The sequence below is a fragment of the Aurantibacter sp. UH7 genome (assembly GCF_056839165.1).
Genome location: NZ_CM166388.1, coordinates 2,877,470 through 2,903,264, shown reverse-complemented (window position 1 = coordinate 2,903,264; position 25,795 = coordinate 2,877,470). Strand labels below are relative to the sequence as shown.

General features: G+C 35.5%; 33 protein-coding genes. 5 read left to right on the top strand and 28 right to left on the bottom strand.

Features of this window, described 5'->3' with window-relative positions; genetic code table 11:
- Window positions 1–11: 11 nt before the first annotated feature.
- The 26 genes from infA to rpsL all read right to left on the bottom strand — a co-directional run bounded on the left by infA (window position 12) and on the right by rpsL (window position 14,039).
- Window positions 12–227 (bottom strand): translation initiation factor IF-1, encoded by a 216-nt coding sequence (infA, locus tag UH7x_RS12120; protein WP_013305172.1) that lies wholly within the window; start codon window positions 225–227, stop codon window positions 12–14.
- Between the two features lie 7 nt (window positions 228–234).
- Window positions 235–1,581: a preprotein translocase subunit SecY gene (secY, locus tag UH7x_RS12115; protein ID WP_482360187.1), complete on the bottom strand. Its 1,347-nt coding sequence runs from the start codon at window positions 1,579–1,581 to the stop codon at window positions 235–237.
- A 13-nt stretch (window positions 1,582–1,594) separates the two neighbouring features.
- Window positions 1,595–2,047 carry a 50S ribosomal protein L15 gene (rplO, locus tag UH7x_RS12110; RefSeq protein ID WP_482360186.1) on the bottom strand — a complete coding sequence of 151 codons (453 nt, stop codon included), beginning with the start codon at window positions 2,045–2,047 and terminating at the stop codon, window positions 1,595–1,597.
- Window positions 2,048–2,060: 13 nt separating this feature from the next.
- Window positions 2,061–2,240, bottom strand: coding sequence for a 50S ribosomal protein L30 (rpmD, locus tag UH7x_RS12105; RefSeq protein ID WP_482360185.1), 180 nt, complete (start codon window positions 2,238–2,240; stop codon window positions 2,061–2,063).
- Window positions 2,241–2,329: 89 nt separating this feature from the next.
- Window positions 2,330–2,854: a 30S ribosomal protein S5 gene (gene rpsE, locus UH7x_RS12100; RefSeq protein ID WP_348148245.1), complete on the bottom strand. Its 525-nt coding sequence runs from the start codon at window positions 2,852–2,854 to the stop codon at window positions 2,330–2,332.
- A gap of 7 nt (window positions 2,855–2,861) precedes the next feature.
- Window positions 2,862–3,218 carry a 50S ribosomal protein L18 gene (gene rplR, locus UH7x_RS12095; protein ID WP_482360184.1) on the bottom strand — a complete coding sequence of 119 codons (357 nt, stop codon included), beginning with the start codon at window positions 3,216–3,218 and terminating at the stop codon, window positions 2,862–2,864.
- A 12-nt stretch (window positions 3,219–3,230) separates the two neighbouring features.
- The gene (gene rplF, locus UH7x_RS12090; RefSeq protein ID WP_482360183.1) at window positions 3,231–3,773 is read right to left on the bottom strand and encodes a 50S ribosomal protein L6; all 543 of its coding nucleotides are present in this window, start codon (window positions 3,771–3,773) and stop codon (window positions 3,231–3,233) included.
- 20 nt (window positions 3,774–3,793) lie between these two features.
- A complete protein-coding gene (rpsH, locus tag UH7x_RS12085) occupies window positions 3,794–4,192 on the bottom strand; it encodes a 30S ribosomal protein S8 (RefSeq protein WP_482360182.1) in 399 nt (132 codons plus the stop codon).
- A 66-nt stretch (window positions 4,193–4,258) separates the two neighbouring features.
- A complete protein-coding gene (gene rpsN / locus UH7x_RS12080; RefSeq protein WP_482360181.1) occupies window positions 4,259–4,528 on the bottom strand; it encodes a 30S ribosomal protein S14 in 270 nt (89 codons plus the stop codon).
- Window position 4,529: 1 nt separating this feature from the next.
- On the bottom strand, window positions 4,530–5,081 hold the full coding sequence (rplE, locus tag UH7x_RS12075) for a 50S ribosomal protein L5 (protein WP_482360180.1): 552 nt from the start codon (window positions 5,079–5,081) through the stop codon (window positions 4,530–4,532).
- A gap of 2 nt (window positions 5,082–5,083) precedes the next feature.
- Window positions 5,084–5,392, bottom strand: coding sequence for a 50S ribosomal protein L24 (gene rplX, locus UH7x_RS12070; RefSeq protein WP_482360179.1), 309 nt, complete (start codon window positions 5,390–5,392; stop codon window positions 5,084–5,086).
- A 12-nt stretch (window positions 5,393–5,404) separates the two neighbouring features.
- Window positions 5,405–5,773, bottom strand: a complete 369-nt coding sequence (rplN, locus tag UH7x_RS12065; RefSeq protein WP_013993867.1) for a 50S ribosomal protein L14 — start codon at window positions 5,771–5,773, stop codon at window positions 5,405–5,407.
- A 2-nt stretch (window positions 5,774–5,775) separates the two neighbouring features.
- Window positions 5,776–6,033, bottom strand: a complete 258-nt coding sequence (gene rpsQ, locus UH7x_RS12060) for a 30S ribosomal protein S17 (protein WP_153757432.1) — start codon at window positions 6,031–6,033, stop codon at window positions 5,776–5,778.
- A 13-nt stretch (window positions 6,034–6,046) separates the two neighbouring features.
- The gene (gene rpmC / locus UH7x_RS12055) at window positions 6,047–6,238 is read right to left on the bottom strand and encodes a 50S ribosomal protein L29 (protein WP_153757433.1); all 192 of its coding nucleotides are present in this window, start codon (window positions 6,236–6,238) and stop codon (window positions 6,047–6,049) included.
- A 12-nt stretch (window positions 6,239–6,250) separates the two neighbouring features.
- The gene (gene rplP, locus UH7x_RS12050) at window positions 6,251–6,676 is read right to left on the bottom strand and encodes a 50S ribosomal protein L16 (RefSeq protein WP_482360178.1); all 426 of its coding nucleotides are present in this window, start codon (window positions 6,674–6,676) and stop codon (window positions 6,251–6,253) included.
- 19 nt (window positions 6,677–6,695) lie between these two features.
- The gene (gene rpsC, locus UH7x_RS12045) at window positions 6,696–7,418 is read right to left on the bottom strand and encodes a 30S ribosomal protein S3 (protein ID WP_153757435.1); all 723 of its coding nucleotides are present in this window, start codon (window positions 7,416–7,418) and stop codon (window positions 6,696–6,698) included.
- A 1-nt stretch (window position 7,419) separates the two neighbouring features.
- Complete coding sequence (rplV, locus tag UH7x_RS12040; protein ID WP_482360177.1) at window positions 7,420–7,827, bottom strand: 50S ribosomal protein L22; 408 nt, start codon at window positions 7,825–7,827, stop codon at window positions 7,420–7,422.
- 3 nt (window positions 7,828–7,830) lie between these two features.
- A complete protein-coding gene (gene rpsS, locus UH7x_RS12035) occupies window positions 7,831–8,109 on the bottom strand; it encodes a 30S ribosomal protein S19 (protein WP_348151101.1) in 279 nt (92 codons plus the stop codon).
- Between the two features lie 12 nt (window positions 8,110–8,121).
- Window positions 8,122–8,946 carry a 50S ribosomal protein L2 gene (gene rplB, locus UH7x_RS12030; protein ID WP_482360176.1) on the bottom strand — a complete coding sequence of 275 codons (825 nt, stop codon included), beginning with the start codon at window positions 8,944–8,946 and terminating at the stop codon, window positions 8,122–8,124.
- A gap of 9 nt (window positions 8,947–8,955) precedes the next feature.
- Window positions 8,956–9,246, bottom strand: a complete 291-nt coding sequence (gene rplW / locus UH7x_RS12025) for a 50S ribosomal protein L23 (RefSeq protein ID WP_348151107.1) — start codon at window positions 9,244–9,246, stop codon at window positions 8,956–8,958.
- Window positions 9,247–9,252: 6 nt separating this feature from the next.
- The gene (gene rplD, locus UH7x_RS12020; protein ID WP_482360175.1) at window positions 9,253–9,882 is read right to left on the bottom strand and encodes a 50S ribosomal protein L4; all 630 of its coding nucleotides are present in this window, start codon (window positions 9,880–9,882) and stop codon (window positions 9,253–9,255) included.
- Complete coding sequence (rplC, locus tag UH7x_RS12015) at window positions 9,882–10,499, bottom strand: 50S ribosomal protein L3 (RefSeq protein WP_482360174.1); 618 nt, start codon at window positions 10,497–10,499, stop codon at window positions 9,882–9,884. Before rplC ends, rplD begins: the two co-directional genes overlap by 1 nt.
- A 186-nt stretch (window positions 10,500–10,685) precedes the next feature.
- On the bottom strand, window positions 10,686–10,991 hold the full coding sequence (rpsJ, locus tag UH7x_RS12010; RefSeq protein ID WP_008613600.1) for a 30S ribosomal protein S10: 306 nt from the start codon (window positions 10,989–10,991) through the stop codon (window positions 10,686–10,688).
- 10 nt (window positions 10,992–11,001) lie between these two features.
- Window positions 11,002–13,134 (bottom strand): elongation factor G, encoded by a 2,133-nt coding sequence (gene fusA, locus UH7x_RS12005; protein ID WP_482360173.1) that lies wholly within the window; start codon window positions 13,132–13,134, stop codon window positions 11,002–11,004.
- Window positions 13,135–13,140: 6 nt separating this feature from the next.
- Complete coding sequence (gene rpsG / locus UH7x_RS12000) at window positions 13,141–13,617, bottom strand: 30S ribosomal protein S7 (protein WP_153757443.1); 477 nt, start codon at window positions 13,615–13,617, stop codon at window positions 13,141–13,143.
- A gap of 47 nt (window positions 13,618–13,664) precedes the next feature.
- Window positions 13,665–14,039 (bottom strand): 30S ribosomal protein S12, encoded by a 375-nt coding sequence (gene rpsL / locus UH7x_RS11995; RefSeq protein ID WP_153757444.1) that lies wholly within the window; start codon window positions 14,037–14,039, stop codon window positions 13,665–13,667.
- Between the two features lie 403 nt (window positions 14,040–14,442).
- On the opposite strand from rpsL, the gene UH7x_RS11990 reads away from it, so the two are divergent.
- From UH7x_RS11990 to UH7x_RS11975, 4 genes are all read left to right on the top strand, one after another.
- Entirely contained in the window at window positions 14,443–17,718 is a 3,276-nt protein-coding gene (locus UH7x_RS11990) for a SusC/RagA family TonB-linked outer membrane protein (protein WP_482360172.1), read from the top strand.
- Between the two features lie 10 nt (window positions 17,719–17,728).
- Window positions 17,729–19,165 carry a SusD/RagB family nutrient-binding outer membrane lipoprotein gene (locus UH7x_RS11985; RefSeq protein WP_482360171.1) on the top strand — a complete coding sequence of 479 codons (1,437 nt, stop codon included), beginning with the start codon at window positions 17,729–17,731 and terminating at the stop codon, window positions 19,163–19,165.
- Window positions 19,166–19,309: 144 nt separating this feature from the next.
- On the top strand, window positions 19,310–20,335 hold the full coding sequence (locus tag UH7x_RS11980; protein ID WP_482360170.1) for a DUF3179 domain-containing (seleno)protein: 1,026 nt from the start codon (window positions 19,310–19,312) through the stop codon (window positions 20,333–20,335).
- A gap of 25 nt (window positions 20,336–20,360) precedes the next feature.
- A complete protein-coding gene (locus UH7x_RS11975) occupies window positions 20,361–21,185 on the top strand; it encodes a dienelactone hydrolase family protein (RefSeq protein ID WP_482360169.1) in 825 nt (274 codons plus the stop codon).
- 7 nt (window positions 21,186–21,192) lie between these two features.
- On the opposite strand, the gene UH7x_RS11970 is transcribed toward UH7x_RS11975, so the two are convergent.
- Window positions 21,193–23,943, bottom strand: a complete 2,751-nt coding sequence (locus UH7x_RS11970) for a T9SS type B sorting domain-containing protein (protein WP_482360168.1) — start codon at window positions 23,941–23,943, stop codon at window positions 21,193–21,195.
- Between the two features lie 313 nt (window positions 23,944–24,256).
- Here UH7x_RS11970 and rlmB point away from each other — a divergent pair, with 313 nt between their 5' ends.
- Window positions 24,257–24,994 (top strand): 23S rRNA (guanosine(2251)-2'-O)-methyltransferase RlmB, encoded by a 738-nt coding sequence (gene rlmB / locus UH7x_RS11965; RefSeq protein WP_482360167.1) that lies wholly within the window; start codon window positions 24,257–24,259, stop codon window positions 24,992–24,994.
- A gap of 46 nt (window positions 24,995–25,040) precedes the next feature.
- Here rlmB and UH7x_RS11960 read toward each other — a convergent pair whose 3' ends face one another.
- Complete coding sequence (locus tag UH7x_RS11960; RefSeq protein ID WP_482360166.1) at window positions 25,041–25,790, bottom strand: rhomboid family intramembrane serine protease; 750 nt, start codon at window positions 25,788–25,790, stop codon at window positions 25,041–25,043.
- Window positions 25,791–25,795 lie beyond the last annotated feature (5 nt).

Below are 25,795 nucleotides of genomic sequence, written 5' to 3'. Positions count from 1 at the left end.
GTAAATCCTTTCTAATATCTATAAGTAATTCTTGCCTTTGTTAAATCATAAGGGCTCATCTCAAGCTTAACCTTATCACCCGGTAGTAATTTTATGTAGTGCATACGCATCTTACCTGAAATGTGAGCTGTCACTACATGACCGTTCTCCAATTCAACTCGAAACATTGCATTTGATAATGCTTCAATTATACTTCCATCTTGCTCTATTGCTGCTTGTTTAGCCATCCTATAACTATGCTACTTTTCTATTTTTCCCTGTTTTCATCAAGCCATCATAATGCCTATTTAATAAATAAGCATTTACTTGCTGTACTGTGTCTATTGCTACACCAACCAAAATTAATAGTGATGTTCCACCGTAAAATAATGCCCATCCTGCCTGTACATCCAACACTTTAACTATTACCGCTGGTAATACTGCTAATAGTGCTAAGAAAATTGACCCCGGCAATGTAATTAACGACATTATTTTATCCAAATAATCTCCTGTTTCTTTTCCGGGACGAATACCAGGAATAAAACCACCACTTCTCTTTAAATCATCTGCCATCTTATTCGTAGGAACAGTAATTGCTGTATAGAAAAAAGTGAAAACGATAATTAAGAACGCAAATAACAAATTATAAGCCCATCCGAATATATCGGCAAATTGAACTTCTATCCACTGACCAACAGTAGTATCATTAAACATGCCACCCAACATACTTGGCACAAACATAATAGCTTGGGCAAATATAATAGGCATTACACCAGATGCATTCAATTTTAATGGAATATATTGTCTTGATCCAATTGCATTTTTCTCATAACCACCTGAGGCTGTTCTTCTAGCGTATTGTACCGGTATTTGACGCATAGCCATCACCAATAGCACACATGCTAAAATCACTAAGAACCAAATAATTATTTCAACCAAAACCATCATAGGTCCACCGACACCATTCCATCTAGTAACTGCTTCTTGAACAAATGACTGTGGCATTGATGCTATAATACCTATCATTATCAATAATGATATACCATTACCAATACCCTTGTCTGTAATTTTTTCACCAAGCCACATTGCAAAAACACAACCGGTTACTAAAATAATTACTGCAGGAATCATGAAATCTAAACCACGACCCATTAAAAAAGCTGAATCTGGAACACCAAATGCAGATAGGCCAAACAAATACGTTGGTGCCTGTACAATACAGATACCAATTGTTAACCATCTTGTAATTTGATTTTTAGTTTTTCTTCCACTTTCACCCTCTTTATCTAACTTTTGCAAATAAGGAATTGCTATACTCATTAATTGTACAACAATTGATGCAGATATATATGGCATAATACCTAATGCAAATACTGATGCATTAGCAAATGCACCACCAGTAAAAGCATTTAACAAACCAAATATTCCTTGATCTGTTCCGGTACCATCGACTAATCCCCCTAATTGACTTGAATCAATACCAGGAAGTACGATTTGGCAACCAAAGCGATATACCAAAAGAAGTGCAAGAGTCATAAGAATTCTATTTCTTAATTCCTCAATCTTCCACATGTTAGATATAGTCTCGAAAAATTTCTTCATGGTTTGGGTATCCTTATAAATTTATTGCTTCTCCGCCTGCCTTTTCAATTGCAGCTTTTGCAGTAGCAGTAAACTTATGTACTGAAACTTTTAGGCTAGCTTTCAATTCACCACCTCCTAATATTTTCACTAAGTCGTTCTTACGTGCTAACCTGTTTTCAATTAAGGTTTCGAAAGTAATAGTATCTTTTACTTTCTTAGCATCAACAAGCTCTTGCAATTTTTCAAGGTTGATTCCTATATATTCCTTACGGTTTATGTTTGTAAAACCAAACTTAGGAACACGTCTTTGTAATGGCATTTGACCACCTTCAAATCCGATTTTCTTAGAATAACCAGATCTAGACTTTGCACCTTTGTGCCCTCTTGCGGCTGTACCACCTTTACCAGAACCTTGTCCTCTTCCTAATCGCTTACCTGCTCTATTGGTAGATCCCTCTGCGGGTTGTAGATTATTTAAATCCATTGACTTATATATCTTAAGCTTCCTCTGTGGAAACCAAATGTTTAACTGTGTTTATCATTCCAAGTACACTAGCACTATCATCATGCTCCACTACTTGGCCTATTCTATGTAACCCTAATGCCTCTAATGTCCGTTTCTGGTTTTGAGGTCTCTTAATGCTACTCTTAATTTGCTTTACTTTAATCTTAGCCATTTTCTATAGTAATAAGTAATAAGTCGTAAGTAATATTATATCGCAAGCTTTAAAAAAGCTTATTACTTTCTACTTTTTACTATTAATTATTATCCTTTAAATACTTTTTCTAAAGAAACATTTCTCTGTTTTGCAACAGTACCTGCATCTCTCAATTGCAGTAAAGCATCAAATGTAGCCTTAACAACATTATGTGGATTCGAAGAACCCTGTGACTTTGAAAGTACATCTTGCACACCAACTGCTTCCAATACCGCTCTTACAGCTCCACCAGCAATTACACCAGTACCATGAGAAGCTGGTTTAAAGAAAACTCTTGCTCCGCCAAATTTACCTTTTTGTTCGTGAGGTACAGTTCCTTTATTCAAAGGAATTCTAATTAAGTTTTTCTTAGCATCTTCAATTGCCTTTGCAATAGCAGTAGCAACCTCTTTTGATTTACCAAGTCCGTGACCTACTACACCATTCTCATCACCGACAACTACAATTGCCGAAAATCCGAAGGCACGTCCACCTTTTGTAACTTTAGTAACCCTTTGTACACCAACTAAACGATCTTTTAAATCAAGACCTCCTGGTTTAACGGTTTCTACGTTTTTGTATTTCTGGTACATATATTCTTTAAAATTTAAGTCCTGCTTCTCTTGCTCCTTCAGCCAATGATTTCACTCTACCATGATATAGATTTCCACCTCTATCAAAAGCTACTTTCTCTACACCCGCTTTAGTTGCTTTATCAGCTATTGCCTTTCCAACCATAGCTGCTATTTCTATCTTTGTGCCCTTAGCCTTAACTAATTCTTTATCTCTAGAAGATGCCGCAGCAATAGTAACACCATTGTTATCGTCGATAACTTGAGCATAAATCGCACTGTTACTTCTAAATATAGACAGACGTGGTCTCTCTGCATTTCCAACAGAAACTTTTCTAATTCTTCTTCGTATTCTGAGTTTTCTTTCAGACGTTGATAATCCCATAACTCTTAATTATTAGGCTGATTTACCAGCTTTTCTTCTTAATTCTTCTCCAACGAACTTAATACCTTTTCCTTTGTATGGTTCTGGCTTACGGAATGATCTTATCTTAGCAGCAACCTGACCAACTAATTGTTTGTCATGTGATGTTAACTTAACAATAGGATTCTTTCCTTTTTCAGATATAGTCTCTATTTTAACCTCAGGTGCTATATCTAAAACTATATTATGTGAGAAGCCCAATGCAAGGTCTAACTTCTGTCCTTGATTACTAGCTCTATAACCTACACCTACTAATTCTAATTCTTTGCTCCACCCTTTGGAAACACCATCTAACATATTAGAAACCAAAGAACGATATAAACCGTGCTTTGCTTTGCTTTCTTTAGAATCAGAAGGACGAGTTACTAAAACTTGAGCGTCTTCTACTTTAACTTCTACCGCTGAATATTCCTGCGTAAGTTCTCCTAATTTTCCTTTTACAGAAATAACACCATCTTTTACATCGACGGTAACTCCCTCGGGAATTGCAACTGGATTATTACCTATTCTAGACATTTTCTATTACTTCTTAATTATTAATAAATGTAACAAAGTACTTCACCACCAACATTGTCAGCCTTAGCTTGTTTACTTGTCATTACTCCATGAGAAGTAGAAACAATAGCTACACCTAGTCCGTTTAACACTCGTGGTAAGTCTTCAGATCCAGCATATTTACGTAAACCTGGCTTACTTACACGTTGTAATTTTTTAATTACAGGCTCTTTAGTGAACTTGTCATATTTCAAAGCAATTTTAATTGAACCTTGAACTTTATCCTCTTCAAATTTATAACTTAAGATATAACCTTGATCAAATAAAATCTTAGTAATCTCTTTCTTTAAATTAGAAGCAGGAATTTCAACAACTCTATGACCTGCTCGGCTAGCGTTGCGCACTCTTGTTAAATAATCTGCAATAGTATCTGTAACCATCTTTATTAAATTCGGTAACGGTTTTTAGCAATATTACTAAACCTGAAACCAGTTAAAACTTTTCTACTACCAGCTAGCCTTTTTGACACCTGGTATTAAACCTTGATTTGCCATCTCTCTAAATGTAACCCTAGAAATACCAAAATTTCTCATATACCCTCTTGGTCTTCCTGTCAATTTACATCTGTTACGCATGCGTACTGGTGATGCATTTTTTGGTAGCTTTTGTAGGCCTTCATAATCTCCAGCTTCCTTTAAAGCCTTCCTTTTTTCAGCGTATTTTGCTACCGTTTTTGCCCTTTTTCTTTCACGGGCTTTCATTGACTCCTTAGCCATATTAATTCTTTTTAAAAGGTAATCCCAATTCGGTTAATAATGATTTTGCTTCTTTATCGGTATTAGCCGAAGTCACAAAAGTGATATCCATTCCATTTATTCGATTAATCTTATCAATATTAATCTCTGGAAATATTATTTGCTCAGTAACACCAAGACTATAGTTTCCACGACCATCAAAACCACTTGCTTTGATGCCTTGAAAATCTCTTACTCTAGGTAATGCACTTGTAACCAATCTATCCAAGAATTCATACATGCGTTCCCCTCTTAAAGTAACTTTTGCCCCAATCGGCATACCCTTACGAAGTTTAAACGCTGCAACATCTTTCTTTGAAACTGTTGGTACTGCACGCTGACCTGTAATGTTAGTCAACTCTTCAACAGCTTGATCAATTAATTTTTTATCTGCAACTGCAGCACCTATACCACGGCTAACTACAATTTTCTGCAATTTTGGCACTTGCATAACATTGTTATAGCCAAATTCTTGCTTTAACGAACCAACGATTCGTTCGGTATATTCTGTTTTTAATCTTGCTACGTACGACATAATTAAATTACTTCTTTCGATTTCTTAGAAACACGTACTTTTTTACCATCCTTCACTTCATAACCAACTCTAGTAATATTACCTTCTTTATCAAGTAATGCTATGTTAGAAATATGAATTGGAGCTTCCTTTTTTACAATTCCACCCTGAGGATTTTTAGCACTTGGCTTTTCATGTTTAGATACCATATTAGCACCTTCAACAATAGCCTTGTTTTTTACTTTATCAACGCTCATCACCTTGCCCTCAGTTCCCTTATGGTCACCAGCAACAATTCTTACAACGTCTCCTGTTTTAATCTTTAATTTCATCACTTTCAAATTTTAAAGTACCTCAGGTGCTAATGAAACAATTTTCATGAATTGCTTATCGCGCAACTCTCTAGCTACCGGTCCGAAAACACGAGTACCTCTCATTTCTCCTGTAGGATTCAACAATACACAAGCATTGTCATCGAATCTAATATAAGAGCCATCTGGTCTTCTTACTTCCTTTTTGGTTCTTACAACGACTGCAGTAGAAACTGCGCCCTTTTTGATACCACCGTTCGGAGTCGCCTCCTTTACAGTAACAACAATTTTATCACCAATTGAAGCATACCTTCTTTTAGTTCCTCCCAGAACACGAATGGTTAAAACCTCTTTCGCTCCTGTATTGTCCGCTACCTTTAATCTCGATTCTTGCTGTAACATAATTATTTAGCTCTTTCCAAAATTTCAACTAACCTCCAGCACTTATTCTTGCTAATAGGTCTTGTCTCCATAATTTTTACGGTATCACCTTCTTTACAATCGTTTAGTTCATCATGCGCAACATACTTTTTTGTGCGCAATACAAACTTACCGTACATTGGGTGCTTTACTCTCTTTACTTCGCTAACAACAATAGATTTCTCCATTTTGTCACTTGTAACGACACCAATTCTTTCTTTTCTTAAGTTTCTTTTTTCCATAAAGCAGAACCAATTATTGGTTATCCCTTTTAGTTAATTCCGTTGCCAATCTAGCCACAGTTTTTCTTACCTGTTTAATCTGAAGTGGATTTTCTAATGGTGTAACCGAATGGGCTAACTTTAAATCCGCATGTTGTTTCTTGAACTCGGCTATCTTTTCAGACAGTGCTTCGACCGACATTTCTTTTATCTCTGATTGTTTCATCTCAATTAAAAATTAATCTTGGATCGAATAATCCCTAGCTACAATAAATTTCGTTTTTACAGGTAGTTTTTGTGCAGCCAACCTTAAGGCTTCTTTTGCAACATCTATTGGAACACCAGCAATTTCAAAAACTACTCTTCCTGGCTTCACAACAGCTACAAAATATTCAGGAGCACCCTTACCTTTACCCATACGTACTTCCAAGGGCTTTTTAGTAATAGGCTTGTCTGGAAATACCTTAATCCATAACTGACCTTCCCTTTTCATAAATCTTGTCGCTGCGATACGAGCTGCTTCAATTTGACGTGAAGTCAAAAAAGCACCCTCCAAAGACTTCATGCCGAACATACCATTCGAAAGTTGATGACCCCTACCGGAGTTACCTTTCATACGGCCCTTCTGCATTTTTCTGAACTTCGTTCTCTTCGGTTGTAACATTACTCTGTTGCTTTAAAAATTACTTTCTACGACGTGGTTGTTTTCTACCACCGTCTTGTTTTCCTCCTTTACCTGACTGACCCTTTTGCATGCCAACCAACGGAGATAATTCTCTCTTTCCATATACCTCACCTTTCATAATCCAAACCTTAATACCAAGGCGACCATAAGTAGTGTGAGCTTCATGAAGGGCATAATCAATATCAGCTCTAAAAGTAGATAATGGAATACGACCATCTTTATATGATTCTGAACGTGCCATTTCTGCACCATTCAATCGACCTGAAATTTGAATTTTTATTCCCTCAGCATTCATACGCATTGCAGCTGCAATTGCCATTTTTATTGCTCTACGGAAAGAAATTCTGCTTTCTATTTGCCTTGCAACACTTGCTGCAACCAAATTAGCATCAACCTCTGGTCTTTTAATTTCGTAAATATTAATCTGTACTTCCTTATTAGTAATCTTCTTAAGCTCCTCTTTAAGCTTATCCACCTCTTGACCACCTTTACCTATAATAATTCCTGGTCTAGCTGTAGTTACGGTTACCGTAATTAACTTAAGAGTTCTTTCTATGATTACCCTAGAAACACTTGCCTTGGCAAGTCTTACATGAATATACTTTCTAATCTTGTCATCTTCAGCAAGCTTGTCACCATAATCATCACCTCCGTACCAGTTGGATTCCCAACCTCTTATAATACCTAGACGGTTTCCTATCGGATTTGTTTTCTGTCCCATTCTAACTTGCTGTGTTATTATTTGAACCTAATACCAAAGTAACATGGTTCGAACGTTTTCTAATTCTATGTGCCCTTCCTTGAGGTGCAGGTCGTAATCTTTTCAACATACTACCACTATCTACACGTATCTCTTTTACAAATAAATCTGCATCCTCAACATTTGCATCTTCATTTTTAGCTTGCCAATTTGCAATAGCTGAAAGCAATAGTTTTTCCAATTTTCTAGAAGCTTCTTTAGAATTAAATCTTAAGATAGCTAATGCTTTTTCAACTTGTACACCTCTAACTAAATCTGCTACCAATCGCATTTTTCTTGGCGATGTTGGACAGTTATTCAATTTAGCAAAAGCTACTTGTTTTTTCTCAGCCTTAATTCTTTCGGCCATTTCTCTTTTTCGAACTCCCATAGCTTACTTCTTTCCTTTATTCTTAGCTCCCGCATGCCCTCTAAAAGAACGTGTAGGTGAAAATTCTCCCAATTTATGACCTACCATGTTCTCTGTAACATAAACCGGAACAAATTGTCTTCCGTTATGAACTGCAATAGTCAACCCAACAAAATCAGGTGTAATCATTGAAGCTCTAGACCAAGTTTTGATTACTGATTTTTTACCAGAACTCGCTGCTTGCTGTATCTTCTTTTCTAAACTATAGTGAACGTAAGGTCCTTTCTTTAATGAACGTGCCATTTCTTTCTAATTTTATTTCTTTCTACGTTCTACGATATACTTATTTGTACTCTTAGTCTTAGATCTTGTACGATATCCTTTTGCAGGAATACCATTTCTAGATCTCGGGTGACCACCTGAAGCTCTACCTTCACCACCACCCATTGGGTGATCGACAGGATTCATTGCTACCGGTCTTGTTCTAGGTCTTCTACCCAACCATCTACTTCTACCAGCTTTACCAGAAACAAGTAATTGATGATCCGAATTACTAACAGCCCCTATTGTCGCCAAACAATTAACAAGCACCAATCTAGTTTCACCTGATGGCATTTTTACCGTAGCAAATTTACCATCTCTTGCCATTAATTGAGCAAAAGTACCAGCACTTCTAGCCATAATAGCTCCTTGACCCGGTCGCAATTCTATACAAGATATAATAGTACCTAATGGGATAGCACTTAATGGTAATGCATTTCCAATCTCTGGAGCAGCAGTGTTACCAGATTTTACTTCCTGACCTACTTGTAGACCATTCTGTGCAATCACATAGCGCTTTTCACCATCTTTATATTCCAACAATGCAATAAATGCAGTTCTGTTAGGATCATATTGTATTGACTTCACAGTCGCAACAACATCTTGTTTTTCTCTCTTGAAATCGATTACACGATATCTTCTCTTATGCCCACCACCTCTATGGCGCATGGTCATTTTTCCTTGACTATTCCTACCACCAGACTTTTTTAACGGAGCAAGTAAACTTTTCTCCGGCTTATCAGCAGTAATGGCGTCAAAACCATTTACTACTCTAAAACGCTGTCCTGGGGTTATCGGTTTTAATTTTCTAACTGACATTTTCTAATGCTATAGATTACTGTAAAAATCGATTATATCACCTTCAGCTACATCAACGATTGCCTTTTTATAGCCATTCGTCTTGCCATGCTGAACTCCTGATCGAGTAAAACGTGTTTTACGTTTTGGTCCGTAAATCATGGTTCTTACTTTCTGAACAGAAACACCATATGTTGCCTCTACCTCTTCCTTGATTTGTATTTTGTTAGCCTTAAGCTCAACAACGAAACCATAACGATTGAACAACTCGCTATCAGCGGTCATTTTTTCAGTTATAATTGGTTTTATTAATACACTCATGATTTACTATTTATTTAAATTCGCGATAAGACCTTCGACTGCTCCTTCACAAAGGATTACATTATTCGCGTTCATTATCTTGTAAGTACTTATTTCTGAGCTAGTTACAACCTCTGAACGGGTAAAATTACGCGAAGACAAATATACACTATTATTTGAATCACCCAACACCACTAGAGATTTTTTATTTTCTAATCCCAAAGACTTTAAAACTTGTACGAAATCTTTAGTTTTTGGAGCCTCAAAATTGAAATCCTCAACTACCAATATCGCTTTGTTTTTTGACTTTATACTTAAAGCTGATTTACGCGCTAAACGCTTTACGTTTTTATTCAACTTTTGAGTATAATCTTTAGGTCTAGGGCCAAAAATACGACCACCACCTCTAAAAATTGGAGACTTAATACTACCAGCTCTAGCTGTACCCGTACCTTTTTGTTTTTTAATCTTGCGAGTACTACCTGCAATCTCAGCACGTTCTTTAGCCTTGTGAGTTCCTTGTCTTTGATGTGCCAAATATTGTTTCACATCTAAATAAACTGCATGCTCATTTGGTTCTATAGCGAAAACATCGTCAGAAAGGTCTGCCTTTCTACCTGTTTCTTTTCCTTTAATATCTAAAACAGCTACCTTCATTATTTCTCAATGGTTACGTAAGCATTCTTATGACCGGGAACACAACCTTTAACTACTATAAGGTTTTTCTCTGGCACTACTTTTAAAACTCTAAGGTTTTGAACAGTAACTCTATCGCCACCCATTCTACCTGCCATCTTCATTCCTTTAAAAACTCTTGCAGGATATGATGCAGCACCAATAGAACCTGGAGCTCTAAGTCTATTATGTTGACCGTGTGTTGCTTGACCTACACCGCCGAAACCGTGACGCTTTACAACACCCTGAAAACCTTTACCTTTTGATGTACCTATAACATCAACAAATTCTCCTTCAACAAAAAGGTCTACATTTATTGTATCACCTAATTTGTGTTCCCCATCAAAACCTTGGAATTCAACGACTTTTTTCTTAGGAGATGCACCAGCTTTCTTATAATGACCCAACTCGGCCTTATTAGCTCGTTTCTCTGCCTTGTCATCGAAACCAAGTTGAAGCGCTTTATAGCCATCAACTTCTTCGGTTCTGACTTGGGTAACTACACATGGCCCCGCTTCAATGACAGTACATGGAATGTTTTTTCCATTTTCGTCGAAGATGCTGGTCATGCCCACTTTTTTTCCTATTAACCCAGACATTTGATTTAAATTTTAGAAGTTCAATTTCTTTTTAGAAACCTACCCTCTGTTTATATTAATTTTTATTTCACTTTTTGACAAAAAAACAGGGTCAAAAATTATTCAACCCCGAATATATTTTTTTCCGTTTTTCCTCAGCACGCAGCTCAGGACATGTCTATTCCCGCATTCACGGAAATATTTAACTTATACTTTTATCTCAACTTCAACACCACTTGGAAGCTCTAACTTCATAAGCGCATCAATAGTCTTTGATGAAGAGCTATAAATATCAAGAAGTCTTTTATAAGAACTTAATTGAAATTGCTCTCTAGATTTTTTATTCACGTGAGGTGAACGCAAAACTGTAAATATTTTTTTATGTGTTGGCAACGGAATCGGACCTGTTACAACAGCACCAGTTGTCTTAACCGTTTTTACGATTTTCTCAGCAGATTTATCTACCAAATTGTAATCGTAAGATTTTAATTTTATTCTAATTTTCTGACTCATCTTGTAAAAATTAAGCGGTTATTCCTTTTGCTGCTTTAATAACTTCTTCTGAAATATTTGACGGAGTTTCAGCATAATGTGAAAACTCCATAGTTGATGTAGCTCTACCAGAAGATAAAGTTCTTAATGAAGTTACATAACCAAACATTTCTGAAAGTGGAACAGTACCTTTTACAACTTTAGCACCTGCTCTATCACTCATATCACTAATAGTACCTCGTCTTCGGTTTAAATCTCCAACGATATCACCCATGTTTTCTTCAGGTGTAATCACTTCTAATTTCATGATTGGCTCCATTATAACAGCACCAGCAGCCTTACCCGCAGCTTTATAACCCATTTTTGCTGCTAATTCGAAAGAAAGTGCATCCGAATCCACTGGGTGGAAAGAACCATCTTTCAATACCACTTTCATAGTATCCATTTCAAATCCAGCTAATGGACCATTCATCATTGCAGAAGCAAATCCCTTCTGTACTGAAGGAATAAATTCCTTAGGAATACGACCACCTTTTATCTCATCTACAAACTGTAACCCTTCTCCTTCAAAATCATCATCGGCAGGACTCATTTCAAAAACAATATCACCAAATTTACCACGACCACCAGATTGCTTTTTATAAGTTTCTCTGTGAGCAGCCAATTTAGTTAAAGCCTCTTTGTATTCTACTTGAGGTTCACCTTGGTTTACTTCAACTTTGAATTCACGTCTTAAACGATCTACAATAATATCTAAGTGAAGCTCACCCATACCAGAAATAATAGTCTGACCTGAAGCCTCATCTGTTTTTACTTGAAAAGTAGGATCCTCTTCAGCCAATTTAGCCAAAGCCATTCCTAATTTATCTACATCAGCCTTTGTTTTTGGCTCAACAGCAATACCAATTACTGGATCTGGAAAGTCCATACTCTCCAAAACAATTGGATGCTTTTCAGCAGACATTGTATCTCCAGTCTTGATATCTTTAAATCCTACTGCAGCACCAATATCACCAGCCTCGATATAATCGATTGCATTTTGTTTATTAGAGTGCATTTGATAAATACGTGAGATACGTTCTTTTTTACCAGAACGGTTATTCAATATATAAGAACCAGCATCTAAACGACCCGAATATGTTCTAAAGAATGCCAAACGACCAACGAAAGGATCTGTAGCAATTTTAAATGCTAAAGCTGAAAAAGGCTCCTTCACACTTGGCTTACGTGATTCCTGCTCACCAGTATCTGGATTTGTTCCTACAATCGCATCCTTATCTACAGGAGAAGGCAAATACCTACAAACTGCATCTAATAAAAACTGAACACCTTTATTTTTGAATGAAGAACCACATATCATAGGTATGATTGCTCTATCCATCACAGCCGCTCTTAACGCAGCATGCACTTCTTCTTCAGTAATAGAATCTTCATCTTCGAAGAATTTCTCCATTAACTCCTCATCATACTCCGCAACCGCTTCAATCAAAGCTGCTCTGTACTCATGTACTTCAGCTTTCATTTCTTCAGGAATATCAATAACGTCAAAAGTAGCACCAAAACCTTCTTCATGCCATACAATAGCTCTGTTTTTAGCCAAATCAACGATGCCTCTAAAATCAGCTTCATCACCAATTGGTAAAACAATAGGAACTGCATTAGAACCTAACATCTCTTTGACTTGCTTACAAACCATTAAGAAATTAGAACCCTGACGGTCCATTTTATTTACAAAACCAATTCTTGGCACTTTATAATTATCAGCTAGTCTCCAGTTAGTTTCCGATTGTGGCTCAACACCATCTACAGCACTAAATAAGAAAACCAAACCATCAAGTACACGTAAAGAACGATTTACTTCAACAGTAAAATCAACGTGACCTGGAGTATCAATAATATTAAAATGATAGCCTTTAGCATCTGCAGTAGGCTGACCATTTTCCATTGGAAATTGCCACTCACAAGTAGTTGCCGCAGAAGTAATAGTAATTCCACGCTCTTGCTCTTGCTCCATCCAGTCCATAGTAGCAGCACCATCATGAACCTCACCAATTTTATGACTTACACCCGTATAAAATAAAATACGTTCGGTAGTTGTGGTTTTACCAGCATCAATATGCGCCGCAATACCTATATTTCGTGTAAATTTTAAATCTCTTGCCATTTCTGATTAAAATCTAAAGTGAGAAAATGCTTTATTTGCTTCAGCCATCTTATGCGTATCAACTCTTTTCTTAACAGCTGCGCCTTCTTCTTTTGAAGCCGCTAAAACTTCTGCCGCCAATTTTTGAGCCATTCCTTTTTCATTACGCTTTCTCGAAAAACTAATCAACCACTTCATTGCTGTTGAAATTTTACGATCTGGACGAATTTGCATTGGAATTTGAAAAGTAGCACCACCAACTCTACGACTTCGCACTTCAACATGCGGCATAACGTTAGAAAGCGCATCTTTCCAAAGTTCTAATGAAGATTTTTCTTCATCAGTCTTCTTTTCTTCTACAATATCCATTGCATCATAGAACACATTGAAAGCCACGGATTTCTTTCCATCCCACATCATCATATTCACGAAACGTGTAACCAGCTGATCATCAAATCTTGGATCTGGTAAAATTGGTCTCTTTTTTGCCTGCTTTTTTCTCATGGTATATATATAAGGTATAAGATGATTTTATTCACCTCTAACTTTCTCTATTTTTTTGGACGTTTAGCACCGTATTTTGATCTACGCTGTGTTCTTCCAGCAACACCTGCTGTATCTAACGCACCTCTAACAATGTGATATCTCACACCTGGTAAATCTTTTACCCTACCACCACGCACTAAAACTATAGAGTGCTCTTGAAGGTTATGACCTTCACCTGGTATATATGCATTAACTTCTTTTCCGTTTGTCAACCTAACCCTTGCTACTTTACGCATAGCTGAATTTGGTTTTTTCGGCGTAGTTGTGTACACACGTGTACATACTCCTCTACGTTGAGGACATGATTCCAAGGCTGCCGACTTACTTTTCTTCGTAATTGTCGACCTTCCTTTTCTTACTAATTGTGATATCGTTGGCATACTATATTGTATATGTATAAAACTTACCCCTGATTAAGGGTCGGCAAATGTAATACTATTTCATAATATTTCAAATCCTAGACCATTAAATTTATTTTTTTTTTGATAATCGTGTTTTTGAGACCACAAACAACCTAAAATAAAATGCATGCATAACAAATATGATTCTCTAAAAAATAACTACCTAAATGAGTGTTAAAATTAATTTTATTTAAGCAAATTGTCAGATTTTTGCCACATTCATATTTTATACTATATTTTATTGCATTATTTATATTCTATAACAAAAAAGATCAAGAAAGTTGTATTAACGTTACTGTATCTTAAAGTTTTATTAATATTAGTTTGGTTTATTAACATGAAAATGTGATTTTTGCGCTTAGCTAATTCAAATAATTATAAAATGAGAACAAAAATTAAAGGAATTTTAACGCTGCTTTTGGCGTTTGTTGTGCACATTTCCTTTGCACAGGACAAAGCGATCTCTGGTACGGTCACTGACCAAGATGGTTTACCATTACCAGGCGTAAACATCGTTGTAGAAGGTACCACTGATGGTACTCAGACTGACTTTGATGGCAATTATACCATTAATGGTACAGCTGGTCAAGTAATCTTGTTCACCTATATTGGTCAGAAATCTGAGCAACGTACTATAGGAGCAAGTAATTCTATCAACGTACAAATGGCCGAAGATGCCGAAGCTCTTGATGAGGTAGTTGTTACCGCTCTTGGTATTAAAAGAGAAAAGAAGAGTTTAGGTTATGCTACCCAAGAAGTAAAGGGTGATGCAGTTTCTGCTGTAAAGAGTAATAACTTTGTTAACTCTCTTTCTGGTAAGGTTGCAGGTTTAAGCATTAAAAACTCTGGTAACCTTGGTGGTTCTACTCAAGTTATTATTAGAGGTAACAACTCTATTGCTGGCAACAACCAAGCTTTATTTGTTATCGATGGTATACCAGTAGACAACAGTAACTCTAATACTAGAAATGGTAAAGTTGCTGAACAAACTATTGGTCGTGGTGGATTTGATTACGGTAACGCGGCATCTGATATTAACCCAGATGACATTGAAACAATCAACGTTTTAAAAGGTGCAGCTGCAACCGCTTTATACGGTTCTAGAGCATCTAATGGTGTTGTAATGATTACCACTAAAAAAGGTAAAAGAAACAAAGGTATTGGGGTTACTATCACCTCAAGTTTATCTTTAGGTACTGCTGACAGTTCTACTTTACCTAAATATCAAAACAAATACGGAGCTGGTTACGGTCCTTACTATGATTCTGCAGATGGATACTTTAATTTATATGATGTAGATGGAGATGGTAACGATGATTTAACAACTCCTTTTACAGAAGATGCTTCTTATGGTGCAGCTTTCAATCCTAACTTATTGGTTTATCAATGGAATTCTATTTATCCATCCCTAACTGATACGTACCAAGTAGCTACACCTTATGTAGCAGGTGCTAACAATCCTAACTACGTTTGGGGTACTAGTGCTACTTCAGTAAACTCTGTTTCATTGGACGGTGGTACTGAAACAAGTTCTTTTAGATTAGGTGTTACAAATCTTTACCAAGATGGTAACTTACCAAATCAGAACATTACAAGAAATACTATTTCATTTAGTGGTTCTCATGATTTATCAGAAAAATTAACTGTAAGCGCATACTTTAACTTTGTTAAGACTGATGGTCAAGGTAGAAACGGTACTGGTTATAGTTCTGGAAATATTATGCAACAATTTAGACAGTGGAATCAAATGAATGTTGATTTTGCAGAACAAAAAGAAGCATATTTTGCTACTGGTGAGAACATTACTTGGAACCCAAATGGTCCTGATAATTTATCTCCAATTTATTCAGACAACCCTTGGTGGACTTTCTATGAAAATTATGAGACAGATACTAGAAATAGATACTTCGGTAATTTTGCATTAGATTATGAAATAAACGATTGGTTAACTGCAGTAGGTAGATTTACTTTTGATACGTATTCTGCTTTACAAGAAGAACGTATTAATGTTGGTAGTGCTGATGTTTCTTCATACATCAGGTATAACGACAATGTAGCGGAATACAACTACGATGCAATGTTAAACTTCAACAAATATCTTACTGAAAAATTAAGTTTCGAAGGTACGTTAGGTGTGAATCTTAGAAGAAACCAAAACAACAGTATTTTTGCTGAAACTAATGGTGGCTTAAACTTAGCTGGACTTTACTCTTTATCTAACAGTGTTAGTCCAATTGAAGCTCCAGTTGAATATGACGCTACTAAAATGGTGGATGGTCAATACATAAGAGCTAGCTTAGGTTACAACAATTTAGTTTACTTAGAAGGTTCATATAGAACAGACCGCTCTTCAACTTTACCTAAAGCAGATAACCGATATGGCTACTACTCTGTTTCTGGTAACGTTATCTTCTCAGAACTAATTGATGCCGAATGGTTAACTTTTGGTAAATTAAGAGCAAACTACGCGGAAGTTGGTAATGACACCAATCCTTATAGAGTTTTTAATACTTACACTATTAATACTCCTTTTAATGGTAACGGTAGTGCTACAAACCCAACATCTCAAGCGAACTTAAATCTATTACCAGAAAGACAAGAAAGTACAGAATTTGGTATAGAAATGGCTATGTTCAAAAGACGTTTAGGTTTGGATGTTTCGCATTATAACACGCAAAACATTAACCAGATTACAAGAATACCTTTATCAACTGCAACTGGATATGGTACTGCAGTGCTAAATGCAGGTACTATTGAAAATAAAGGTTGGGAAGCACAGATAACTGCTACTCCTATTAAATCTGAAGATTTCCAATGGGATGTTACTTTAAACTGGGCTAAAAACGAAAGTTTAGTTGTTGAACTACTAAATGGTATTGAAAACTTAGAATTAGCATCTTTACAAGGTGGTGTTTCTATTAATGCAACACCAGGACAACCTTATGGTACAATTAGAGGTTCTGATTATATTTACCATGAAAACGGACAACCAATTGTAAACCAAACGGGTTCTGCTAGTAGAATCGGTACTTGGCAACGAACTGATACTAGCAACGAAGTTATTGGTGATATTAACCCAGATTGGACCGGTGGTGTTTACAACACTATTAAATATAAAAACTTAAGTTTAGGTTTCCTAATTGATATTCAAAAAGGTGGTGATGTATTCTCATTAGATACGTGGTATGGCTATGCAACTGGTATGTTAGATTGGTCAGCTGCTGATAATGACTTAGGCAATCCAATTAGGAACCCTGTTACTGGTGACCCAGGAAACTACGGTGCTGATTCAGGTGGTTTAATCTTAGAAGGTGTTGATGAGAATGGTAACACAAATGCAGTTAGAGGTAATTTCGACATCTATGCAAACCCTTACGGTTATGCTAGAGCTCCTAATAAGTTTCACGTACACGATGCTAGTTATGTAAAGTTACGTGAAGCCAACTTAACGTATAACTTAAGTTCCAAGGTAATTGACAGAACACCTTTCACATCTGCTTCAATATCGTTTATCGGTAGAAACTTATGGATAATATCTAAAAACGTTCCTTACGCTGATCCAGAAGCTGGTTTAAGCTCAGGTAATGTTCAAGGGTATCAATCAGGTGCATTCCCTTCAATTAGAGAAATTGGCGCAAGTCTTAAATTACAGTTTTAAAAAAAAAATTATGAAAAAAATATTAATAACAGCTATAACTATTATAGCCCTAGTATCATGTCAATCGGATGATGCTTACGAGAATTTAAACAGGGATCCAAAAAATCCTACTGCTGTTGAAGCTAGCTTCTTGTATAACGGAGCTGTTAACAGCTTAATTGATCAGTTAACTAGCACTAATGTAAACCTCAATGTTTATAAAATGTTGGCGCAACATTGGACAGAGACTACATATACAGATGAAGCGAATTATGACTTTAATACAAGAACAATTACAGATAGTCATTGGTCTGAAATTTACAGAGATGTATTATTAGACTTAAAAACAGCGAGAGAAGTAACTGAAGCTGATGTTGAATTGACTTCCGCTGAGAAAACTTCTAGAATTGCACAAATTGAAGTGATGACTATTTACACGTATGCGCAAATGGTAGAGACTTTTGGCAATATACCTTATAGCCAAGCTTTAAATACTAGCGAATATATATTACCTGCTTATGATGATGCAGCGACTATTTATAGTGATTTACTTGCTAGGTTAACTGCTGTAATTCCCACTATTTCAGGAACTGGATTTGGTTCAGCAGATGCTATCTACGAAGGTAATGCTGCATCTTGGAAAAAGTTTGCAAATTCTTTATTACTAAGAATGGGCTTAAGAGTAATTGATGCACCTGGTATGACAGCTGAAGCTACTGCTGCAATTAATTCTGCAATTAGTGGTGGTGTTTTCACATCTAATGCTGACAATGCTGAGATAAACTTTTCTAGTTCTACTCCTAATACTAACCCACTTTGGGAAGATTTAGTTGAATCTGGTCGTTCAGATTTTATCCCTGCTAATACTTTAGTAGACTTTATGAACAATTTAGATGACCCTAGAAGAGCTATTTATTTTGACCAAAATCTAGGTGAGGACACTTATGAAGGTGGACCTTACGCCCAGAACAATAGTTACCCTTCTTATACCCATATTGGGGAAGTTTTACTTGACCCTACTAAAGCTGCTAGCTTTCTTGATTTTGCTGAAGTATCTTTTTACTTAGCAGATGTTGCTGAACGTGGAATTTCTGGAACTCCTGCTGATGCAGAAGCTTTCTATAATGCAGGTATCACAGCCTCTTTTGATTATTGGGGTGTTGAAGGTGTTGATGCTTATTTAGCTAACGCTGATGTGGCTTATGCGACTGCTCCTGGTACATGGAAAGAAAAAATTGGTAATCAATTATGGTTAGCTATGTATAATAGAGGATTTGAAGCTTGGACTTCATGGAGAGTTTATGACACACCAACATTAAATGTTGCTGCTGTTAGTGAATTACCTGTTCCAACAAGATATACATATCCAGTAGCAGAACAGAACTTGAATCAAACAAATTATGAGGCTGCTTCAACAGCTATTGGTGGAGACAACCAAACGACTAAATTGTTTTTCGATGTTGAATAAATAATGTAAATTAATTTTACATTCTTCAAAAGGCTGGTTTCTATGAAACCAGCCTTTTTTTTTATCCTTTTCTTAAGTTCATTCATAGTGCAAAACCTTGTAAGTAATTGATTGAATTATCGACTCAAGTATAACACTATCGGCATGAAACTAAAATCAACTTTACCTATCCTTGTTTTAATTTTTATTTTCAGTTGTACTTCTGACAATAATATTGTTGCAGATAGTGAAGAAATTGAAGAAAGTTATACGTCATTGTGGTGTGTTCCAGAATCAAATATAGGCGGAGGAACGTCTTTTTTTCCATTACTGGAAAAACCAATCTTCAAGAATATTACTGACATAAATTCATTAAACTATTTAGCAGAGAACTCCAAAGTAGCAATTTTACCATACAATGATAACATCTATGTTTTCCCATATGATTTCACCAATTACTATGAAGTTGTTGACACCCCTATTGAGAACGATAATTTTATTTTCAGCTATTGCCCTTTAACACAAAGCGCACTCTGTTTCGACAATAACTCCGAATCCATCTCATCGCTAACAATGAAAGCTTCAGGTTTTCTGTATAATGATAATTTGGTATTAACTGATACCATTCAAGAAGAATATTGGTCTCAAATGGACTCTAAAGTTATTAGAGGTGTTAATAAAACCGAAAGAATACCAACTTTCAACCTTATTGAAACCACTTGGTCAGTGGCCAAAACAAAATTTCCCGACGCAAAAGTGTTTTATCATGAAAACACAAATTTTTGTTCAGGCTGCGAGATACATGAAATTTCAATAAATTATACTAATTTATTTGGTGTAATAAATGAACATGTTAAAGAAGATACCGTCCATTTATTTAGTTACGATGCACTAACAAATAATGCAGAAATTCAAACAATTACTGTGAACGGCAAAAAGACAATAGTTGTAGGTAATAAAAGCTTACCCTATTTTAATGCTTTCTATGTTCCATCTACTTTAGAGTTTACGATTTTAGATGACACTGAATTTCCATTAATATTATTAGATAACCAAAATACTAAATGGGATGTTTTCGGGCGTGCAATTGAAGGACCGGATAAGGGAAACCAATTAAAAAGTCCCAAATGTTTTATTGCTGGTGAATGGGCTTGGAATGATTTTTATGCCAAAAGGATTTTGTACTTTTAAACATCTACATAAAACTATTTGACATATGCGTTGTTTTAAAAATTATACCCGATTTTTTCTATTAATTACAACCTTTGTATTCTTAATTTCTTGTTCTAGTGATAATGAACCTTCTGACGAACCAATAGAGCCAGAAGTGACCGAGCGCACTGCAGAAAATGTAAAGGAAGATTTTCAGGCTATTGATTTTAAACCTGGCATTAACGACGTTACGCTAGAATCTACAACAAAAGGTGTTTTCTGGAAATTTCGTGTTATGGCTCCTACCAACACAGAGTCAAGTCAACTTCCTTTATTGTTTAATTTACATGGTGGAGCACAAAATATTGATGACAACTTACACAAATCAACTGATTGCTTAACGTCGCCTGGCATTGAGGGTATTCTTGAAGCTTATGTTATAAGTCCTAATAGCAATGGTGAATTATGGTATTCACAAAATAATCAAATACAAATTGTAGCCTTACATGATTTAATGACTACGTATTTGCCGATAGACAAGGAAAGAGTGGCTGTCACTGGCTATAGTGATGGCGGCAATGGTAGTTGGTTTTATGCTCAATTTTATGACACTTTATTTTCGGCAGCAATACCATTAGCTACCTCGTACAATACTATCTCAAACGATGGTGAGTATAAAGCATTTAAAACACCCTTATATGTTATACATGGCGAACTTGATGAATTATTTCCAGTGGAAACTACTCAAGGATTTGTTGATGAATCTGTTGCTGTTGGGTCCGACATACAATTTGTCGTTGCACCTGAATTAAATCACTATCAAATTTGTGACTACTTACCCTATTTCAAAGAGGGGATTAATTGGTTAACTTCTGAAGTTTGGCAATAAATATGTCTTATCGCTTTAACGTAAAATGCCCTTGATTAACTTCACCTGAAGGCAATTTCATAAAATACCAGTAATCATCTGATGTTAACCGTGCATCATTATATGTACCATTCCAGCCCGTGGATTTTAAAGGATTAAATGAATATAGTAGTTTCCCGTAACGATCATAAATACTTAATATCAAATTTCCGTTTTCAGCCAAACTTGAATCAAGTCCATGAACGTTCCACATATCATTTACATTATCATTATTCGGAGTAAAAAACTTAGGAAAGTATAATATATTAAAACCTCTAGAAGCTATTGCACAACCTAAGCCATCTTTTACATATACGTCATGTGTACCCTCAGAAACTTCATTAAAAATATTACTTTCTTGGTATAGTCCAAATTCATCATCTAAAGCATAAAGAAATTCCTGATCAGTATTATTTACAACTTGTACAATTACCTGCTGCTCATCTATTAGCAATTCTTGAATTATAGGCTCTATACTTTCTACAATTGTAATCTGCACTATATCTGAACAGCTTGAATATCGGTCACTAATTTTCACCTCATATTCTCCTGGTTGTGTTACTGAAATTTCGTTAGTAATTTCTGTAGTACTCCATGTAAAATTATAATCTCCTATCTGATTTGTTTCAATTCCGGCACTAATGTTAATTGGAAAATCTTCTTTACAAACACTAACCATTTGGTCTTCTAATTGTATAAATTCTTTCAGTTGTAAATTTAGCACACCATTGCCGTAACAAGTATTATCAGTTTCTGCTCTAATAAATAAAGTTGAATTTTTAGAGATATAATTTCCGGGTAAAGCATTTACTCCAATCGCTGCATCTCGCTCTGTTTCATAAAAAGTTATTTCAACTTCAGTTGATAAGCCTAATCCATTAGCAATCTCTTCTGCTTTGGCAGCTAAATCGAAAATTACATCTTCATTTCTACCTAAGTCACAAGTTACCATAACATGTTCGCCAACATCTAGTGGCGTAGTGGTAGATAATTGTACGGTGGCCATAGCATAACATTCCGTATTCGTGCGATAAACCTTAGCATAAAGAATCTCATCTACTACCTGATTACGATAAACATTATTTAAGGCGTTAATATTTAATGTGTCATTTTCAGCCTCTAGTAAAGAATGATAAAAATAGACTTGTATAGCGTCCGAGTCGTCTAAACTTAAAGATTCGTTGGCTTGCTGAAGATTAAACATAGCTCTACCATCGGTACTGTCATTATCGAAACTATCACATTGTATCAATTCATACGTATCGGGTCTAACATTTGGAGATTCAGATATAATTATTTCCTTTACTATTGGTTCTCTTGTTATACCATTCAATGTAAATGAAATCCCAACTGTATACGAACCAGGTTGGGTAAAATTATGATATGCATCCTCATCTGTTGATGTTTGTCCATCACCAAAATCCCACAAAATACTATCATAAGGTTCATCTGTTGTTATAAAAAAATGAGTCTGCTCACCCAAGCAAGTAAATTCGTAATCAAAATTATATATAAAAATAGATTGCACAAACGGTGGCAACCCTAATTTAGCAGCCTTTCCGCCCAGGTTAATTGAATTCTCAGAATAATCGCAACCAACTCCCGTAATATTTGGTTCTTTTATTACGGATATATCCAAACCTTCGGCAAACACTTTGTAACCAGCTCTATAAATTCGACCGTCAATGGCCAGTTGTAAAGCACCAGCAACATTTTGAGAGGAATCAATTAGTAATTTAGAACCTGGAACATTACCACTTTCCACATTGTATTGTAGTAACTCACCATTTACAAAAATATCAGTTGCATCAAAAATGGAATTTGTTACATACAAAAGTTTAGAATCTGGTGAGAACTCCACACCATATGGATAAGCATTGTTTAATAATTCTGTTTGATTAGACACCACACCAGTAGCATTATTAAAATCGTATAATAAAACTTTACCTGATTTCTTTCTTCCAGTTCTAGGACTACCAGCAGCCGTAGAACTATGTGCTATTGCTATTTTTTTTCCATTCGGTGAAATTTTTAAATAGCCAATTGCAGATACATTTGCACCTTCATCATTAATAATTGGCCGCACGGTTTGTTGAACTTGTGAAACAGTTGCTGTAGTATTTACCCCGTTCCTATCCACTAAAAAAGAATAAAAACGATTCATGAAATAGGTCGTCACCCAAATTGAACTTCCATTACTATGGGTAACTGCGGTAATTTTTTCAGTAGATTTATACTCATTCTCTTCAGCATCACCTGGATTATATGTAATCAAGTGAATATTTTTAACATCAGCTACTACATCACCAAAACCACCGTTTAGTGACAAATCTACTTCTGAAAAATTTACACCGTTAATTGGTTTGCCATCTTTTAAAAAATAGCTCGGAATGTCTATTGTAAAAATATAGTACCTAGATTTACTTCCTGGTTTCGGAATTATTATAGCTGATTCTGTACTAGAACTGTGCCCCAACAAACCCTCGCCATTCGGCATTATATTATGCCTTCTATCCCAAACGGTGACCCCATCAGAATAAAACAACAATTTACCAGTAGTATCAGAAATTGTTGCACAACCTTCACTCGTATCTAATTTACCATCGAGTAGTGGAACAGGTGCTCCTGTATTAAAACTAATACCCGCATATTCTCCAAAATACCAATTAGCAGATTCCTTTTGCGCAACCACAAAACAACCTTGTAATAACACCACTAAAAGGATAATAAAACGTTTCAATTCTAATTAATTTGATTAGTAAATATAGCATAATTAATCTAAGATAAACACAATAAAACTCCTATTTAACAAGGCTTACGTAGAATTTATAATGACATAAAAATCTTAGATAATTTTTATCATTTTGATAATAAGTAATATTCTATTGTTTTGCCCAAATAATTAGGTTTAAATCGCTATAAACATCGATGAACGAAACTTTTTATCGTCCAGGAACACAATAATTTGTAAAGTATTCAAAACCGTTCTACTTTACTACTTTAATAGCTTACTTCTTTATACTAATTGAATAGTATTTATCTATCTTTAACCCATGCAAAAAACGGATCAAATCTATGGTATAAGAGCCATAATAGAAGCAATTAATGCCGAGAAATCTATTGACAAGGTATTTCTTCAGAGGGGACTTAGCGGAGATCTAATTAAAGAACTGGAAAATTTAGTCCGAAAAAGCGGGATTAACACTTCTTATGTTCCTGTTGAAAAATTGAATCGTCTTACAAAAAACAATCACCAAGGTGCAGTAGCTAATATTTCTCCAATCAATTTTTATGATTTTGAGGAATTAATGGAACAAATTTCAAGCACAAAAGAAGCTCCACTCCTATTATTACTCGATCAAGTTTCAGATGTTCGTAATTTTGGGGCTATCATTAGGACTGCTGAATGTACTGGTGTAGATGCAATCATAATTCCTAAACACGGTGCAGCTCCTGTAACAGCAGATACCGTTAAAACTTCAGCGGGAGCAGTTTTTAAAGTTCCCATTACCAAAGTTGACCATATTAAAGATGCTGTATACTATTTGCAAGCATCGGGTATAAAAGTAATTGCAGCTACAGAAAAAACTAATAAAACTATTTACGAATTGCATTTAAAAGAATCTTGTGCAATAGTTATGGGTGCCGAAGGAAAAGGAATTTCACCTTCTACCCTAAAAGCAGTAGATGAAAAAGCAAAACTTCCGCTTTTAGGTGAAATTGAGTCCTTAAATGTATCGGTTGCTTGTGCAGTTTTTTTATATGAGACCGTGAGACAACGCTTGCTATAGTCGAGAATTACTACTACCACTAAAATATTTGCGGTAAAAAACATTCTTATTCTTTCTTGATATTACTCGCATCTTTTTTTAGATGATATGTTATTTTTATTGTTTCTACTTCATCTATAATAACTTCATCTGAGGCCCTCTCTATAAAATTTCCATCTTCGTCAAAATGTTGTAGAAAAACATCTTCTTCTTCGTTGTAATCATCCTTTTCCCAAGCGTATTTCTTCGCAGTCGGAATTTTAGTTTTTATAACCATTGCGAACAGCAGACCAACCAAAAAGCCTCCTAAATGACCTTCCCACGAGATTCCATCTTTAATTGGAAATATGTACCACAATAGACTTCCATAAATAAAAACAACCACTAAAGAAAGTGCCACTAATCGATAATATTTCGTAAAAATTCCTTTAAAAAAAATAAAGCTAACTAATAAGTAAATTATTCCACTTGCCCCAATATGAAAAGAAGGTCTACCAATAGCCCATGTAAATAAACCTGAAAATAAAACACCTAAAAACAATACTTTAAAAGCATGTTCGCGATAAAAATAAAATAAGGAAGCTAACAGTACTGCTAATGGTATTGTATTATTATATAAGTGTTTTATGGAGCCATGAATAAACGGACTAAACAATACACCTTGTAAACCACTAGCCCTTCTTGGGTAAATCCCATGACTATTAAGGTTCATATTAAACTGAATTTCAACCCAATACACAAACCAAATAGCCAATACCGCCAGCATTGGCACAAAGATTACAGAATTGGTATATTTAAAATAATGCTGTTCAGACATAATTG